Source organism: Cupriavidus sp. 2TAF22, assembly GCF_052115045.1.
Taxonomy (GTDB): domain Bacteria; phylum Pseudomonadota; class Gammaproteobacteria; order Burkholderiales; family Burkholderiaceae; genus Cupriavidus.
The window spans coordinates 261,092-276,423 of record NZ_JBFRFX010000005.1 but is presented as its reverse complement, the minus strand read 5'-3'; the positions used below and the strand labels follow the sequence as shown (position 1 = coordinate 276,423).

13 protein-coding genes and 1 pseudogene are annotated in these 15,332 nt (G+C 67.7%); 7 read left to right on the top strand and 7 right to left on the bottom strand.

The annotated features are described in order from the left end of the window. The 4 genes and pseudogenes from AB4Z48_RS09000 to AB4Z48_RS08985 all read left to right on the top strand — a co-directional run. Positions 1 to 268 (top strand): citrate/2-methylcitrate synthase (locus tag AB4Z48_RS09000; RefSeq protein WP_441613568.1); only part of this gene is annotated, 268 nt, incomplete at its 5' end. 118 nt (positions 269 to 386) lie between these two features. Continuing rightward, the gene (acnD, locus tag AB4Z48_RS08995) at positions 387 to 2,984 is read left to right on the top strand and encodes a Fe/S-dependent 2-methylisocitrate dehydratase AcnD (protein ID WP_441613567.1); all 2,598 of its coding nucleotides are present in this window, start codon (positions 387 to 389) and stop codon (positions 2,982 to 2,984) included. Between the two features lie 67 nt (positions 2,985 to 3,051). Next, entirely contained in the window at positions 3,052 to 4,242 is a 1,191-nt protein-coding gene (gene prpF / locus AB4Z48_RS08990; protein ID WP_441613566.1) for a 2-methylaconitate cis-trans isomerase PrpF, read from the top strand. A 68-nt stretch (positions 4,243 to 4,310) separates the two neighbouring features. Next, positions 4,311 to 4,595: pseudogene (locus tag AB4Z48_RS08985) on the top strand (asparaginase domain-containing protein); the annotation flags it as partial. 235 nt (positions 4,596 to 4,830) lie between these two features. Here AB4Z48_RS08985 and AB4Z48_RS08980 read toward each other — a convergent pair. Further along, positions 4,831 to 5,280: a PaaI family thioesterase gene (locus AB4Z48_RS08980; protein ID WP_441613565.1), complete on the bottom strand. Its 450-nt coding sequence runs from the start codon at positions 5,278 to 5,280 to the stop codon at positions 4,831 to 4,833. A gap of 132 nt (positions 5,281 to 5,412) precedes the next feature. On the opposite strand from AB4Z48_RS08980, the gene AB4Z48_RS08975 reads away from it, so the two are divergent. Further along, positions 5,413 to 6,021, top strand: coding sequence for a TetR/AcrR family transcriptional regulator (locus tag AB4Z48_RS08975; protein ID WP_441613564.1), 609 nt, complete (start codon positions 5,413 to 5,415; stop codon positions 6,019 to 6,021). Here AB4Z48_RS08975 and AB4Z48_RS08970 read toward each other — a convergent pair. Continuing rightward, positions 6,018 to 6,491, bottom strand: coding sequence for a PaaI family thioesterase (locus AB4Z48_RS08970; RefSeq protein WP_441613563.1), 474 nt, complete (start codon positions 6,489 to 6,491; stop codon positions 6,018 to 6,020). The genes AB4Z48_RS08975 and AB4Z48_RS08970 overlap by 4 nt on opposite strands. Before the next feature lie 286 nt (positions 6,492 to 6,777). Between AB4Z48_RS08970 and AB4Z48_RS08965 the strand changes: the two genes are divergently transcribed. Then, complete coding sequence (locus tag AB4Z48_RS08965) at positions 6,778 to 6,963, top strand: DUF1289 domain-containing protein (protein WP_441613579.1); 186 nt, start codon at positions 6,778 to 6,780, stop codon at positions 6,961 to 6,963. Positions 6,964 to 6,987: 24 nt separating this feature from the next. Here the strand turns inward: AB4Z48_RS08965 and AB4Z48_RS08960 are convergent, their stop codons facing one another. The 4 genes from AB4Z48_RS08960 to AB4Z48_RS08945 form a co-directional block, all read right to left on the bottom strand. Further along, the gene (locus tag AB4Z48_RS08960) at positions 6,988 to 7,713 is read right to left on the bottom strand and encodes an MOSC domain-containing protein (RefSeq protein WP_441613562.1); all 726 of its coding nucleotides are present in this window, start codon (positions 7,711 to 7,713) and stop codon (positions 6,988 to 6,990) included. After that, entirely contained in the window at positions 7,710 to 8,423 is a 714-nt protein-coding gene (locus AB4Z48_RS08955; RefSeq protein ID WP_441613561.1) for a glutamine amidotransferase, read from the bottom strand. The genes AB4Z48_RS08960 and AB4Z48_RS08955 overlap by 4 nt, the downstream gene beginning before the upstream one ends. Before the next feature lie 106 nt (positions 8,424 to 8,529). Continuing rightward, positions 8,530 to 10,995 (bottom strand): penicillin acylase family protein, encoded by a 2,466-nt coding sequence (locus AB4Z48_RS08950; RefSeq protein ID WP_441613560.1) that lies wholly within the window; start codon positions 10,993 to 10,995, stop codon positions 8,530 to 8,532. Between the two features lie 288 nt (positions 10,996 to 11,283). After that, positions 11,284 to 12,717 carry an aldehyde dehydrogenase family protein gene (locus AB4Z48_RS08945; RefSeq protein WP_441613559.1) on the bottom strand — a complete coding sequence of 478 codons (1,434 nt, stop codon included), beginning with the start codon at positions 12,715 to 12,717 and terminating at the stop codon, positions 11,284 to 11,286. Positions 12,718 to 12,925: 208 nt separating this feature from the next. Between AB4Z48_RS08945 and AB4Z48_RS08940 the strand changes: the two genes are divergently transcribed. Continuing rightward, positions 12,926 to 13,534, top strand: coding sequence for a hypothetical protein (locus AB4Z48_RS08940; RefSeq protein WP_441613558.1), 609 nt, complete (start codon positions 12,926 to 12,928; stop codon positions 13,532 to 13,534). A 123-nt stretch (positions 13,535 to 13,657) separates the two neighbouring features. Here the strand turns inward: AB4Z48_RS08940 and AB4Z48_RS08935 are convergent, their stop codons facing one another. After that, positions 13,658 to 15,280, bottom strand: a complete 1,623-nt coding sequence (locus tag AB4Z48_RS08935) for an ABC-F family ATPase (protein WP_441613557.1) — start codon at positions 15,278 to 15,280, stop codon at positions 13,658 to 13,660. Positions 15,281 to 15,332: the final 52 nt, after the last annotated feature.

The following is a 15,332-nucleotide window of genomic DNA, read 5'->3' as shown; positions in this document are numbered from 1 at the left end:
GAAGATGTTCGACATTGCCGATCGCATTGAAGCCACCATGCAGGATGGCAAGAAGATGTTCGCCAACCTGGACTGGTTCAGCGCGGTGAGCTACCACATGATGGGCGTGCCGACCGCCATGTTCACCCCGCTGTTCGTGATCTCGCGTACCTCGGGCTGGGCCGCGCACATCATCGAGCAGCGCATCGACAACAAGATCATCCGCCCGAGCGCGAACTACACTGGACCGGAGAACCTGGAGTTCGTGGCACTCAAGGACCGCAAGTAACAGTCCGCGTCCGGTTTGCTCCCTGGGCCGCCGCCATGCGGCGCCCGCGGGAGCGGGGGCAGCCTGCCGCAACGCACGGCCACTGCCCCGGATCATGATTTTCTCTCTTCCCTACGAAATGAACACTGCAAACCGCAAGCCGCTGCCGGGCACCAAGCTGGACTACTTCGACACGCGCGCCGCGGTCGAGGCGATCCAGCCGGGTGCCTATGACAAATTGCCGTACACGTCGCGCGTGCTGGCCGAGAACCTGGTGCGCCGCTGCGACCCGGCCACGCTGACCGCATCGCTCAAGCAACTGATCGAGCGCAAGCGTGACCTGGATTTCCCCTGGTTCCCGGCGCGCGTGGTTTGCCATGACATCCTCGGCCAGACCGCGCTGGTCGACCTGGCCGGCCTGCGCGACGCCATCACCGCCCAGGGCGGCGACCCGGCGAAGGTCAACCCGGTCGTGCCCGTGCAACTGATCGTCGACCATTCGCTGGCCGTGGAATGTGGCGGCTTCGACCCCGACGCGTTCGCCAAGAACCGTGCCATCGAAGACCGGCGCAACGAAGACCGCTTCGACTTCATCAACTGGACCAAGAAGGCGTTCAAGAACGTCGAGGTGATCCCGCCGGGCAACGGGATCATGCACCAGATCAACCTGGAGCGGATGTCTCCGGTGATCCATTCGGTGGGCGGCGTGGCCTACCCCGACACGCTGGTGGGTACCGACAGCCACACGCCGCACGTCGACGCGCTGGGCGTGATCGCTATCGGCGTGGGCGGCCTGGAGGCCGAGAACGTGATGCTCGGCCGCGCCTCGTGGATGCGGCTGCCGGATATCGTCGGCGTGGAACTGAGCGGCAAGCGCCAGCCCGGCATCACCGCCACCGACATCGTGCTGGCGATGACCGAGTTCCTGCGCAAGGAAAAAGTGGTCGGCGCCTACCTGGAGTTCCGCGGCGAAGGCGCTTCGAGCCTGACGCTCGGCGACCGCGCGACGATCTCCAACATGGCCCCGGAATACGGCGCCACCGCCGCGATGTTCTTCATCGACGAGCAGACCATCGAGTACCTGCGCCTTACCGGCCGCGAGGACGAACAGATCAAGCTCGTCGAAACCTATGCCAGGACTGCCGGCCTGTGGGCGGACACGCTGAAGAACGCCGAATACGAGCGCGTGCTCAAGTTCGACCTCTCCACCGTGGTGCGCAACATGGCCGGCCCGTCCAACCCGCACAAGCGGCTGCCGACCTCCGACCTGGCCGAGCGCGGCATCGCCGGCAAGTGGGAGGAAACGCCCGGCCAGATGCCGGACGGCGCCGTGATCATCGCCGCCATCACCAGTTGCACCAACACCAGCAACCCGCGCAACGTGATCGCCGCCGCCCTGCTGGCGCGCAACGCCAACGCGCGCGGCCTGACCCGCAAGCCGTGGGTGAAGAGTTCGCTGGCGCCGGGTTCGAAGGCCGTGCAGCTATACCTGGAAGAAGCCGGCCTGCTGCCGGATCTGGAACAGCTTGGCTTCGGCATCGTGGCCTTCGCTTGCACGACCTGCAACGGCATGTCCGGCGCGCTCGACCCGGCCATCCAGAAAGAGATCATCGACCGCGACCTGTACGCCACCGCCGTGCTCTCGGGCAACCGCAATTTCGACGGCCGCATCCACCCCTACGCCAAGCAGGCCTTCCTGGCCTCGCCGCCGCTGGTGGTCGCGTACGCCATCGCCGGCACCATCCGCTTCGACATCGAGCAAGACGTGCTGGGCACCGACAAGGACGGCAAGCCGGTCCGGCTCAAGGACATCTGGCCGAGCGACGAGGAAATCGACGCGATCGTGGCCAAGAGCGTGAAGCCCGAGCACTTCCGCAAGGTCTACGAGCCGATGTTCAACTTCGCGGTCGACAGCGGCGAGCAGATCAGCCCGCTGTACGACTGGCGCCCGCAGAGCACCTATATCCGCCGCCCGCCCTACTGGGAAGGCGCGCTGGCAGGCGAGCGCACGCTCCAGGGCCTGCGTCCGCTGGCGGTGCTGGGCGACAACATCACGACCGATCACCTGTCGCCGTCGAACGCCATCATGCTCGACAGCGCCGCCGGCGAGTACCTGGCGAAGATGGGCCTGCCGGAGGAGGACTTCAATTCCTACGCGACCCACCGCGGCGATCACCTCACGGCGCAGCGCGCGACCTTCGCCAACCCCACGCTGATCAACGAGATGGCGGTGGTGGACGGCAAGGTCAAGAAGGGTTCGCTGGCGCGCATCGAGCCGGAAGGCAAGGTGGTGCGCATGTGGGAAGCCATCGAGACCTATATGGACCGCAAGCAGCCGCTGATCATCGTCGCAGGGGCGGACTATGGCCAGGGCTCCTCGCGCGACTGGGCGGCCAAGGGCGTGCGCCTCGCCGGCGTGGAAGTCATCGTGGCCGAAGGCTTCGAGCGCATCCACCGCACCAACCTGATCGGCATGGGCGTGCTGCCGCTGGAGTTCAAGCCGGGCGTGAACCGCCTGACGCTTGGCATCGATGGCACCGAGGCCTACGACGTGATCGGCGAGCGCGAGCCGCGCGCGGACCTCACCCTCGTCATCCACCGCAAGAACGGCGAGCGCGTGGAAGTCCCCGTGACGTGCCGCCTCGACACCGCGGAAGAAGTGTCGATCTACGAGGCGGGCGGCGTGCTGCAGCGCTTCGCGCAGGACTTCCTCGAATCGACGAAAGCCGCGGCCTGACATAAGGCGGCTTGCGTTCCGGGCGGCACGGCGGCGTGCCGCCCGGTTTCACCAGGACACTATTTCCATGGCCCACGTACCCCAGATCAAGATTCCCGCCACCTACATCCGTGGCGGCACCAGCAAGGGCGTGTTCTTCCGCCTGCAGGACCTGCCCGCGGCCGCGCAGGTGCCCGGCGAAGCGCGCGACAAGCTGCTGATGCGCGTGATCGGCAGCCCCGACCCCTACGGCAAGCAGATCGACGGCATGGGCGCGGCAACGTCCAGCACCAGCAAGACCGTCATCATCTCGAAGAGCAGCCGGCCCGGCCACGACGTCGACTATCTGTTCGGCCAGGTCTCGATCGACCAGCCCTTTATCGACTGGAGCGGCAACTGCGGCAACCTGTCCGCCGCCGTCGGGCCGTTCGCCATCAGCGCCGGCCTGGTCGACCCGAGCCGCATCCCGCACAACGGCGTGGCCACCGTGCGCATCTGGCAGGCCAACATCGGCAAGACCATCATCGGCCATGTGCCCATCACCGATGGCGCCGTGCAGGAAACCGGCGACTTCGAACTCGACGGCGTGACCTTCGCCGCCGCCGAAGTCCAGCTCGAGTTCATGGATCCGGCCGCCGAGGAAGAAGGCGCGGGCGGTGCCATGTTCCCCACCGGCAACCTGGTAGACGACCTCGAGGTGCCGGGCGTCGGCACGCTCAAGGCGACCATGATCAATGCCGGCATCCCGACCATCTTCGTCAACGCCGAAGCCATCGGCTACACCGGCACCGAGCTGCAGGAAGCCATCAACGGCGACGCCAAGGCCCTGACCATGTTCGAAACCATCCGCGCCTACGGCGCGATGCGCATGGGCCTGATCAAGAATATCGACGAGGCCGCCAAGCGGCAGCACACGCCGAAGGTGGCCTTTGTCGCCAAGCCGGCCGACTACGTTGCCTCCAGCGGCAAGCGCGTTGCCGCCGGCGACGTCGACCTGCTGGTGCGTGCCTTGTCCATGGGCAAGCTCCATCACGCCATGATGGGCACGGCCGCCGTGGCCATCGGCACCGCCGCGGCGATCCCGGGCACGCTGGTGAACCTGGCTGCCGGCGGCGGCGAACGCAATGCGGTGCGCTTCGGCCATCCTTCGGGCACCTTGCGGGTGGGCGCGCAAGCCAGCCAGGTCGACGGCGAATGGGCCGTGACCAAGGCCATCATGAGCCGCAGCGCGCGCGTGCTGATGGAAGGCTGGGTACGGGTGCCGGGCGACGCGTTCTGAGTAGTGCCACGGCCGGAGCCCTGACTCCGGCCCGATCGTGCTGCAGTCCGCGGCCCGGCCCATGACCCGCGCGGGCCAGCGCGCCGAGCGAAGCCCGCAAGGCCAATATCGTCATCATCGGCACCGGCGGCACCATTGCCGGCGCGGGCGCCGCCGCCACCAATACCGCCGCCTACCAGTCGGCGGTGGTGCCGGTGGACAAGATCATCGCCTCGGCGCCCGAGATCTCGAAGATCGCCAACGTCAAGGGCGAGCAGGTCTTCCAGATCGGCTCGGAGAGCTTCAATAACGAACGGCTGCTCAAGCTTGGCAAGCGCGTCTCGGAGCTGCGCAAGCAGCCGGACGTGGATGGCGCGCGCCCGGTTAGCCGCGCCCCTATGGCTGGAAGCTCGCAACGCGGCTTTCCAGCCGTTTTCCAGCCGTTTTCCCTCCATTCGAGGGGCTGCCCTGCAAGCACGCACGTTGCCGGAGGTAGCGGGCCTGCACCCACCGGCAGCAACGGAGATGGCACCAACGTGGGCAGGCAAAACACTTGGCCGTTAATTGCGTTAACAGCGCGATCAATCCGCCAACGGCGCGGATGAAAGACTATTTCCCGTCGACGCTGCCCACGGGCACCAGGATGGTCTCGCCCGACGCGACCAGCCGCAGCACGCCGTCGCGCTCGGCGAACACATCGGCCCGCGCGAATATCTGCCGCCTGCCCGCCTTGACGACGCTGGCGCGCGCCACGAAGGCCTGCCCCAGCGCCGGCGCCATGCAATTCACCGAATAGTGCGAAGCCAGTACCGGCCCCGCCACGGTGGTGGCAGCGAAACCGCATGCCGTGTCGACCAGCGCGCCGAGCACGCCGGCATGGAGCAAGCCTGCGTATTGCGTGGCCTCTTCGTGCCACGGCATGCGCAGCTCCGCCTCCCCTTTTTCGGCGCGCACCACCTCGAAGCCCAGCCAGCGATTTAGCGCGGCGGTGCGATTGACGTCCTTGAGTGTCGCCAGTGAATACGCGGCCGTGGCCGGGGCTTCCATGTCTGTCGTCATTACCCTTCCCTCCTTGAATCGATCGGTCAGCAGGTGCCTTCGGCCTGGCTTTAATATAGACCAGTCTATATAATTCCAGCCGTATCGCAACCCCTCCGATGCATCAGGACACCCGCATCAGGACACCCGCCAATGCCAGCCCACGCCAAGCACCGCGACAAGATCGTCCGCGCCGCAGCCGTCCTGTTCCGCCAAAACGGCTACGCGGCCAGCGGCACCAATGACATCGTTGCACTGAGCGGCGCGCCCAAGGGATCGCTGTATCACTACTTCCCGCGCGGCAAGGAGCAGATCGCCGAGGAAGTCATCGCCTACGCCGGCGAACTGGTGCGCGCGACGCTTGCGCGGCTATGCGCCGGGCACGATTCGCCAGCGGCGATCGCAAGGGCCTACGGCACGGCCCTGGCGGGCTGGATGGCGGAGTCGGAATACCGCGACGGCTGCCCCATCTCGACCATCCTGCTGGAGCTTGCGCCCGGGGCCGAAGCCGTCGCCCAGGCCGGCAGGGCCGCGTTTGCTTCGTGGGAAAGCGTGCTGGCGGCGGCATTCGCGACACACGGCATCCCGCCCGCGCGCGCAGCCGGGCTGGCAAGCCTGATGGTCTGCTCGTGGTCCGGGGCGCTGATTCTCGCCCGGGCCGCGCGCAGCCGCGAACCGCTCCTGCGCGCGAGCGAGGAACTGGCGTGCCAGCTCGATGCCGCCGTCCGGGATGCGCGACGGCAGGCAGGCCAGCAGCCTTAGAACAGCGTGGTGCTCATCAGGGCCTTGGCCACGAGCTCGCCCTCGTTTGCACCTTCCGCGTAGAGCGACACCTCGGTAACCACCTGCCTGCGCCCGCGGCGGATCACGCTGGCCACAGCGCGCAGGTTGGCCGCCCTTGCCGCTTCGAGATACTGGATATTCAGCGAACCGGTCGCGCCACCGCGCAAGTGCTCGCCATCGCAGCCGGACACAGCCGCCGCCGCACCCGTCACATCGATCAGCGTGGCGATGACGCCGCCGTGGACAATCTCGCCGACCGTGATATTGGCCGGGCTGAACGGCAGCACCAGCTCGACATGGTCCACCGCCAGCACATCCAGGGCGATGCCCAGCGAGCGGGCCACGGGAGAGCCCATCAGGACTTGCTCCACGAACTGGCGGATGCGCGGGTCGACAGGCGCGGCGGCGGTGCCGGCAGCGCTGGACAGCGCGGTGACGAGGATAGACATGGCAGGCTCCTGGTTGGAAGATCGTGCAGCAGGTGCAGCGTAAGCCTGCCGGAGGCAGCGCTCAATTACGTGGCAGGTAATCAGGATCCGTCATCGCCGGCATCCGGCCGCCGGCATTGCGTCGCCGCACGCCGCGCGACCGGGGATCATGCCCGCCGCCGTTTATAATGTGCGGCCATCCGCCCCGCCTCACCGCCGCATGCCGTCAAACCCGCAAGACACCCGCCAGCCAGCATCGCCCGCCGGCTCTCCCGCCGGCTCTCCCGACACCCGCCGCGACGACAATCTGTCCGACCGCCCCGACAGCCCCTGCATCGGCATCTGCTCGACCCTGTTCGACGAAATCTGCCAGGGCTGCGGCCGCACCGCGATGGAAGTCAGCAACTGGGTCTTCCTGGACGACACGGAAAAGCAGGCCGTCTGGGAGCGCATCACGCGCGAGGGCACCGCGCGCCGCTTCTGCCGCAACTGAGCTTTCCTCCTCCTGCCCCCGGGCTCAGCCGCCCGCCAGCCGCCGCTCCATATCCTCGACTTCGCGCCGTTCCAGCCGCTGGCGAGCCAGCTTGCGCCAGCTTTCGGCAAGTGATGGCAGTACCGCCATATCGGCCAGCGCCACCGTATCGAGCCGATCCACGTACAGCACATGCAGCAAGCGATGCAGGCTCCAGCCGGGGCATGGCCGCTCGACCAGCGCAAGGCAGTCCCCGCCCCCCGCGTCACCCTCTTCCAGCACCCGGTAATACCAGCCGGTGCGCAAGCTTTGCTGGACCGCCCGCGCCATGCCAGCGTGGCCGAAACGGTGGTTCAGCTTCCAGCAGGGCTGGCGCGCCTGCGACACTTCGACCAGCGCCGTGCCGAGGCGGTAGCGGTCGCCGATACAGACCTCTTTCTCGGTAAGGCCGGCGCTGCTCAGGTTCTCGCCGAACGCCCCGGGCAGCGACAGCAACCCGGCGGCGGCAGCGGACAGCGGCGCAAGCTCCCGCCGCCAGGCCGCGTAGTGGTCGAAGGCATAGTGGTGGAGCGCTTTTTCGGGGCCGCCGTGATGCCGGGGGTCGCCCTGCCCGTCGCCGGCAAGGCCGAGCCTGGTGACGCGCACCACGCCCGCCGCCGGCCGCTTGTCGATGCCGCTGGGCACGCCCTTGGGCCCGAAGGGCCGCACGGCGCCGAGCAGGACCTCGTCGATGCGGGTGACCAGCGCCGGCGTTGCGGCAAACCCGCTCACAAGCCGGCCTCTCCCAGCCAGCGCCCGAACATGCGGCGCCCCGCCGCAGCCACATCCGCGCCGATCTCCGCCGTACGCGCACGGATCTCGCGCGGATCGATACCCGCCTTGCCGAGCTCGACGGTATGCCCGATCAGCCAGCCTTCCAGCTCCGCCGGACGGGCCTCGGGATGGAACTGCAGCGCCAGGACCTGGCGGCCGATGGCGTAGGCCTGGTGCGGCACCGCGGCCGTGGAGGCCAGCAGTTGCGCGCCGGCGGGCAGGTCGAAGGTATCGCCGTGCCAGTGCAGCACGTTCCAGCCGGCGCTCTCCAGTTCCGCCAGCGCCGAGTCACGCCCGGCCGCGGTAGGCTGGATCGGCGCCCAGCCGATTTCCCGCGTGCCCGGGTAGACCCGCGCGCCGCACGCACGCGCGATCAGCTGCGCGCCCAGGCAGACCCCGATCACCGGCCGCCCGCCTTCGAGCCGCGCGCGGATGATGTCGATTTCGGCATCCAGCCACGGATAGGCCTCGTTCTCGTATACGCCGATCGGGCCGCCGAGCACAACCAGCAGGTCGGCAGGCTGCGCGGCGACCACGCTCAGGTCGTCGATACCCGCGCGCAGCACTTGCAGGGCGTGCCCGCGCTCGCGCAGGGCGTCGCCCAGCACGCCGGCGTCTTCGAATGCGACGTGCTGTATGACATGGGTGGTGAACCTGGCTTGGGTCATGGCGGTCCCGTCTGGACGATGCAAAGCACCGATCTTAATGGCTTGCGGCGCAAGCCGGCAACGGCTCGCGCCATGACATGCCGCGCGCCGCGGCCAGCCGCCCCGCTCAGCGCGCGCCGCCCTCCGGCTTGAGCACCAGCGTATCGAAGACTTCGTTGCCCGGCGCGCGCCGCCCGGGGGCCATGGTGATGTATTGCACCGAGGCCCATTTGTCGGTCCAGTCGCGGTAGTGGGTGGACATCACGTTGCCCGACTGCCCGGTGGAATCCATGAACCGCGATTCGGCCAGGTCGGAGAGATCGTAGATGGCACGCAGGCTGGCCGCATGCACGCTCTCGAACGGCGCCGCTTCGTCGCGCAGGTTGTGGCGCCCCACATTGACCGTGTAGGTGTCGCCGCCGCTCGGCACCTTCACGTTGAACAGGCCCGCCAGGTAGGGATGCTTGCCGAAGGGCTTGTGCTCGGAGCGCGCAGCGTGCGCCATGCCCCATTGCCAGCGCTCGGGCTTGTCTCCGTAGCGCTGGTCCAGATCGGCAATGGCGCGGCGCCATGCCTTGGCGATGGCGTCATCGCAGTCTTCGTGGGCCGGCGTGGTGCTGTCGTCGCACCAGAATGCGCCGAGCCCGCGGGGGTTGCGCAGCACGTTGAGCATGGGCTGCTGCACGTTGCGCTGCTCCCACAGGCGATTGAACACGGCGTCGCCCACCTTGTCCTCGAACAGCACCCGCGACAGCTCGCGCAGCCAGGCCGTCGCCACCAGCGGCTGCGCCAGCCCGGGCTGCATGTCGCCGTCCCACTGGCGCAACGACTCGAGCAGCGCGCGCTCGCGCGCGGGCAGCGCCGGGCCGCCGGCGAAGGGCGCCGCCAGCAGCAGCGGCAAGGCATCGCGCACCGCCAGCGAGAGCGTGTCTTTCTGGATCGCGCCAAAGCTGTCCATGGTGTGCCGTTCGGTCGCGTCCAGCAGGGTGCGGATGCGCTGGTAACGATAGGGCACGGTCCATTCGCTGGTCAGGAAGTACGGGTAATCGTCCTCCACGATCTTGTGGTTGGCCGTGGCGATGACGCCTTCGGGCGGATTGAAGCGGCGCGGCAACTGATCGAAGGGAATGAAGCCATTCCAGTCGTAGCGCGCATCCCAGCCCGGCGCCGGCGCCAGCCCCTTCAGGTCGTTGTCGGCACGGCGCAGCGGCACACGGCCCGGCGCGATGAAGCCGATATTGCCGTCCACGTCCGCGTAGACGATGTTCTGCTGCGGCGAATGGAAATCGCGCAGTGCCGCCAGGAAGCTGTCCCAGCCGGTGGCCCGGTTCAGCGCGAGCCCGGCCTGGAAGGTGCGGTCGTCGGCGCGCAGCGCGGTCCACTGGAAGGCCACCACGAACTGCGCGCCGAGCGGCGCCGCGGCGGCGGAGACGGGTTCGGCCACGTCGGAAATCACCGGCCCGTGGCGCGTCTCGCGCACGCTCAGGGTCACGTCGGGCGCGCCCTTGACGCGGATGGTCTCGCTGCGCACCGTGAAATCGGCCCAGCCGTCCGGCGTCTGGTAGCGCCGGGTGCTGCCGGGCTGGATTCGTTCGATATACAGGTCCTGCACATCGGGCGCGGTATTGGTGAAGCCCCAGGCAATGCGCTGGTTATGCCCCAGCACCACCAGCGGCGTGCCAGGCAGCGTGGCACCGCTGACATCCAGCCCCGGCGCCTGCAGTTGCGCGAAGTACCACAGCGCCGGCGCCTGCAGGCCCAGGTGCGGATCGTTGGCCAGCAGCGGCTTGCCCGAGCGCGTATGGGCGCCCGATACCACCCAGTTGTTCGAGCCCATGCCCTCCACGTAGCCGGGCGGGGCCTGCTGTTCGACGCGCGCCATGGCGGTGGCCAGCGGCGCCAGGTGCCGGTAGAGGTTGCCGTAGTCCATGGTGCGCGGCGCCCGATCGCCCGGATACGGCGCCAGCAGTTCATTGATGCGCGCGACCGGCAACACCTGCGCCAGCCGCATGCGCAGCGTCTCCTGCGTCCAGTTGCCGCCCAGGTCCCACGCCATCATGGTCTGCCAGGCCAGCGTATCGGCCGGCTCCCAGTGTTCGGGCTTCGTGCGCAGCAGCACGAACTCCGGCGGCAGCGGGCCCTTGCGCGTGTCGATATAGGCGTTGACCCCGTCGGCATAGGCTTGCAGCGCGGCGCGCGTCGCGGGCGTGGAGCTGGCCAGGATGGCCTCGGCATTGCGTCGCACGCCGAGCGTGCGCAGGAAGCGGTCGGCATCGAGTGCTTGCGGCCCGATGATCTCGGCCAGGCGCCCCGACACGATGCGCTTGTTCATCTGCAGTTGCCACAAGCGGTCCTGCGCGTGCACGAAGCCGAGCGCGTAGTAGGCGTCCTCTACGTTGGCTGCCTTGATGTGGGGTACATCGTGACGGTCCCTGACGATGGAGACGCGCTCGCGCAGCCCCGGCAGGCTCAGCGTGCCCGCGGTCTGTGGTTGCGACGCCTGCCGGTACCACACGTAGCCGCCGAGCGCGCCGGCCAGCAGCAGCGCCGCCAGCGCCAATACCAGCCAGGCCAGCCGTTTGAACCAGCGCATCGATCCCTCTCCTCCGCGTGACGGCACGCAGCGCCCGCGGTTATTTATGTTTTTGTCCCAGTGCTGCTGTCTCTTGTCTCTTGTCGCCTTGCGCCGCGCCGGCCTTTGCTCGCATGGCGAAGCGGGCCGGCCAGCGGTCGGAACCCCGGCATTATCGCCGAAGCAGGCACCGCCAGGGCAAGCACCCGCGCCCATGAAAAATGCCCGGACCTGCCGGGCATGCTTCCCTGCTGCGGGCAGTGACGCCGGATTGCGCGCCCTGCCCCGCGCCGATCAAGGCCGGGCGCTTCAGGCCGCCGGCTTCCTCAACTGCAGCGACTTGTACTCGAGGAATTCCTCCAGCCCGTACTTGCCGGCTTCGCGCCCGTTGCCGGACTGCTTGTAGCCGCCGAACGGCGCCTGCATGTTGAACGGGCCGCCGTTGATGTCGACCTGGCCCGTGCGGATGCGGCGAGCCACGCGGATGGCGCGCGCTTCGTCGCCCGACCACACCCCGCCGCCCAGCCCGTAGATGCTGTCGTTGGCGATGCGCACGGCGTCTTCCTCCGTGTCGTAGCAGATGATCGACAGCACCGGGCCGAAGATCTCTTCCTGGGCAACGGTGGCCTTGGGGTCGACATTGCCGAGCACGGTCGGCTTGACGAAGAAGCCCTTGTCCAGCCCCGCGGGCGCTTCAGGCCCGCCCGCCACCAGTTCGGCGCCTTCGTTGAGGCCGCGCTGGATATAGCTGTTCACGCGCTCTTTCTGCGTAGCGGAAATCAGCGGGCCCAGGCGGCTGGTTTCCTGCAGCGGGTCGCCCACGGTGAAGGCATCGGCCACCTGCTTGGCGATCGCCTTGACTTCGTCGTAGCGGCCGCGCGGCACCAGCATGCGGGTGTGGGCCGAGCAGGTCTGCCCGGAATTGAGGAAGCAGGCGTTGATGGTGCCCTTCACCGCGGCCGCCATGTCCGCGTCGTCGAGGATCACCGAGGCGGACTTGCCGCCCAGCTCCAGCGCCACGCGCTTGACGCTCTGCGCGCCCAGCTCGGAGACGCGCTTGCCGGCACGCGTGGAGCCGGTAAACGACACCATGTCCACCTCGGCGTGGCTGGCCAGCACTTCGCCCACGACGGGGCCGAAGCCGGTGACCAGGTTGAACACGCCCGGCGGCAGGCCGGCGGCTTCGATCACCTCGGCCAGCACGAAGGCGTTGAGCGGCGCCACTTCGGACGGCTTGAGCACGACGGTGCAGCCGGCCGCCAGTGCCGGCGCCACCTTGAGCGTGATCTGATTGAGCGGATAGTTCCACGGCGTGATGGCCGCCACCACGCCGACCGGCTCACGCACCACCAGCGAATTGCCGACCTCCTCCTCGAAGGCGAAGCTCTCCACCAGCTTGGCAGCCTGCGCCCAGTTGTAGACCGGGCCGCCGACCTGGATCGCGCGGGCCAGCTTGATCGGCATGCCGACTTCACCCGCGATCAGTTGCGCCAGTTCCTCGCTGCGTTCCTTGAGGCCCTCCGCAACCTTGCGGATATATCCCGCGCGCACGCTGGGCGGCGTGGCCGACCAGGCGTCGAAGGCGGCGCGGGCAGCCTGGATGGCATCCTCGGCATCGCGCGCATGCCCTTCGGGGATGCGGCCCATGACGGCTTCGGTGGTGGAATGGATGACGTCGATATGGCCGGTGCCATGAGGCGCGACCCACTTACCGTTGATAAAAAGTTTGTCTCGTTGTTGCATGGCCACAGTTTTCAGTTGGGTGAATAGGCGGGTGCAAATTTTGTTACTTTTATGGTGCTCCACATTGTAGAGCGGTTTGGCGCCTCGGTTTTTTGCGGTGCGCCAGCCGCCCCGCACAACGTGGCGATAATCGGCCGACGACGAGCCGAACCCCGGCACAGCGCGCCGCATGCCGCTGCCGGCGCACAACAAGGGAGAGCAAAGAGACATGACCGACCCGGTGTTCCACAAGACCGAGCAGGGCCAGGACGAGATCCGCACGCGCGCGCGCAGACTCGACCACAAGACGCGCGCCCTGCTGCTGATCGTCAACGGCGAACGCCGGCGCAGCGATCTGCTGGCCCAGACCGGCGGCATGGGCGTGGGCCCCGAGGCCCTCGAAGCCTTGCTCGAAGCCGGCCTGATCGGCACCGGGGACGCCGCGCCGCCGGACGCACCTGCCCGGGACGCCCAGGACCTGCCCGAGCCGGCGACAACCGGCGCAAGCGGCCCCGCCGGCCATGCCGACAGCGTCTTTTCCATCTACGCCAGCCGCGGTGCGGGCGATGGCGGCGATGCGGGCGACAGCAAGGGCACCGGCAGCTACCAGGCGCTTTATCACTTCTATACGGATGTCATCGGACATCATCTCGGCCTGCGCGGCTACATGCTGCAGGTCAAGGTCGAGAAGGCCGCCAGCCCGGCTGAGCTGATGGCGCTGCGCGACACGCTGTACGCGGCCCTGCGCAAGGCCAAGGGCGAGATCACCGCGGCCGCCATCATCGACCAGCTCGACAAGATGACGCGCGACGAGGGACAGGCGCAGGCGCACGCCTGAGCACAGGCACGCGGCGCGGCAGCAGTGCGCACTTCGCAACAGAATGGAAAAGGGCCGCACTGAACTTGGCGGCCCATTTCTTCCTGCGCTTGCCGCCTGGCTGGCGGAGCCGGCGCGACGCGCTTAGCCGTCGATGCCTTGCGACTCCAGGTACTCGTCATACGTACCCAGGTAGTCGGTCAGCGTGCCGTCGGTTCGCACTTCGATCACGCGCGTGGCCAGGCCGCTGACGAACACGCGGTCGTGCGAGACGAAGATCAGGGTGCCGGTGTACTTGTCGAGCGCGATCTGCAGCGATTCGATCGATTCCATGTCCATGTGGTTGGTCGGCTCGTCGAGCGCCATCACATTGTGCCGGCCCAGCATCAGCTTGCCCCAGATCATGCGGCCCTTCTCGCCGCCGGACAGCACCTTGACCGATTTCTTGATGTCGTCGGCCGAGAACAGCAGGCGGCCCATGGTGCCGCGCAGCGACTGGTCGTCGTCGCCGGCCTGGGTCCACTGGCTCATCCAGTCCATCAGGTCGCGGTCGGCCGGGAATTCCTCGTAGGTATCCTGCGGCATGTAGCCGACGTTGGCGTTCTCGGCCCACTTGATCGTGCCGCGATCCACTTCCACGCCGCGCTGCACGCCGTTCTGCACGGCATTGTTCAGCAGGCTGCGCAGGAGCGTGGTCTTGCCGGCGCCGTTCTCGCCGATGATGGCCACGCGCTCGCCGGCCTGGATGGCCATCGACAGGTTGTTGATGATCTTGCGGTCGTAGGTCTTGGTGATGCCGTCCGCTTCCACCGCCAGGTTGTGCAGCTTCTTCTCGAACTCGAAGCGGATGAAGGGGTTCTGGCGCGACGAGGGCTTGATGTCCTCGACCTTGATCTTGTCGATCTGCTTGAGGCGCGAGGTGGCCTGGCGTGCCTTGGACTTGTTGGCCGAGAAGCGGCGCACGAAGTCCTGCAGTTCGCCGATGCGCTCCTTGGCGCGCGCATTTGCCGCCATCTGGCGCTCACGCGCCTGCATGGAGGCTTCCATGTAGTCGTCGTAGTTGCCCGGATAGACCTTGAGCGTGCCGTAGTCCATGTCGGCCATGTGCGTGCACACGGAGTTCAGGAAGTGGCGATCGTGGGAAATGATGATCATGGTGGAGTTGCGCTCGTTGAGCACTTCCTCCAGCCAGCGGATGGTGTTGATGTCCAGGTTGTTGGTCGGCTCATCGAGCAGCAGCACGTCCGGGTTCGAGAACAGCGCCTGCGCCAGCAGCACCCGCAGCTTCCAGCCGGGCGCGACGTTGCTCATGGTGCCCTGGTGCTGGTCGGTGGGAATGCCCACGCCCAGCAACAGCTCGCCCGCACGCGCCTCGGCGGTGTAGCCGTCGTACTCGGCGTACTTGGCCTCCAGCTCGGCGGCCTTCATGTAGTCTTCGTCGGTGGCTTCCGGGTTGGCGTAGATGGCGTCGCGCTCGGCGGCGGCGGCCCACATCTCGGTATGGCCCATCATGACCACGTCCAGCACGCGCATGTCTTCATAGGCGAACTGGTCCTGGCGCAGCTTGCCCAGGCGCACGCCCGGCTCCAGCATGACGTTGCCGCCCGACGGCTCCAGGTCGCCACCGAGGATCTTCATGAAGGTGGACTTGCCGCAGCCGTTCGCGCCGATCAAGCCGTAGCGGTTGCCCTCGCCGAACTTGACCGAGATATTCTCGAACAACGGCTTGGGGCCGAACTGCATGGTGATGTTTGCGGTAGAAAGCACGTCTGGAACCTTGTATGAATGATGGGGCGCGAAACTGGCGCGCGCATGGCGC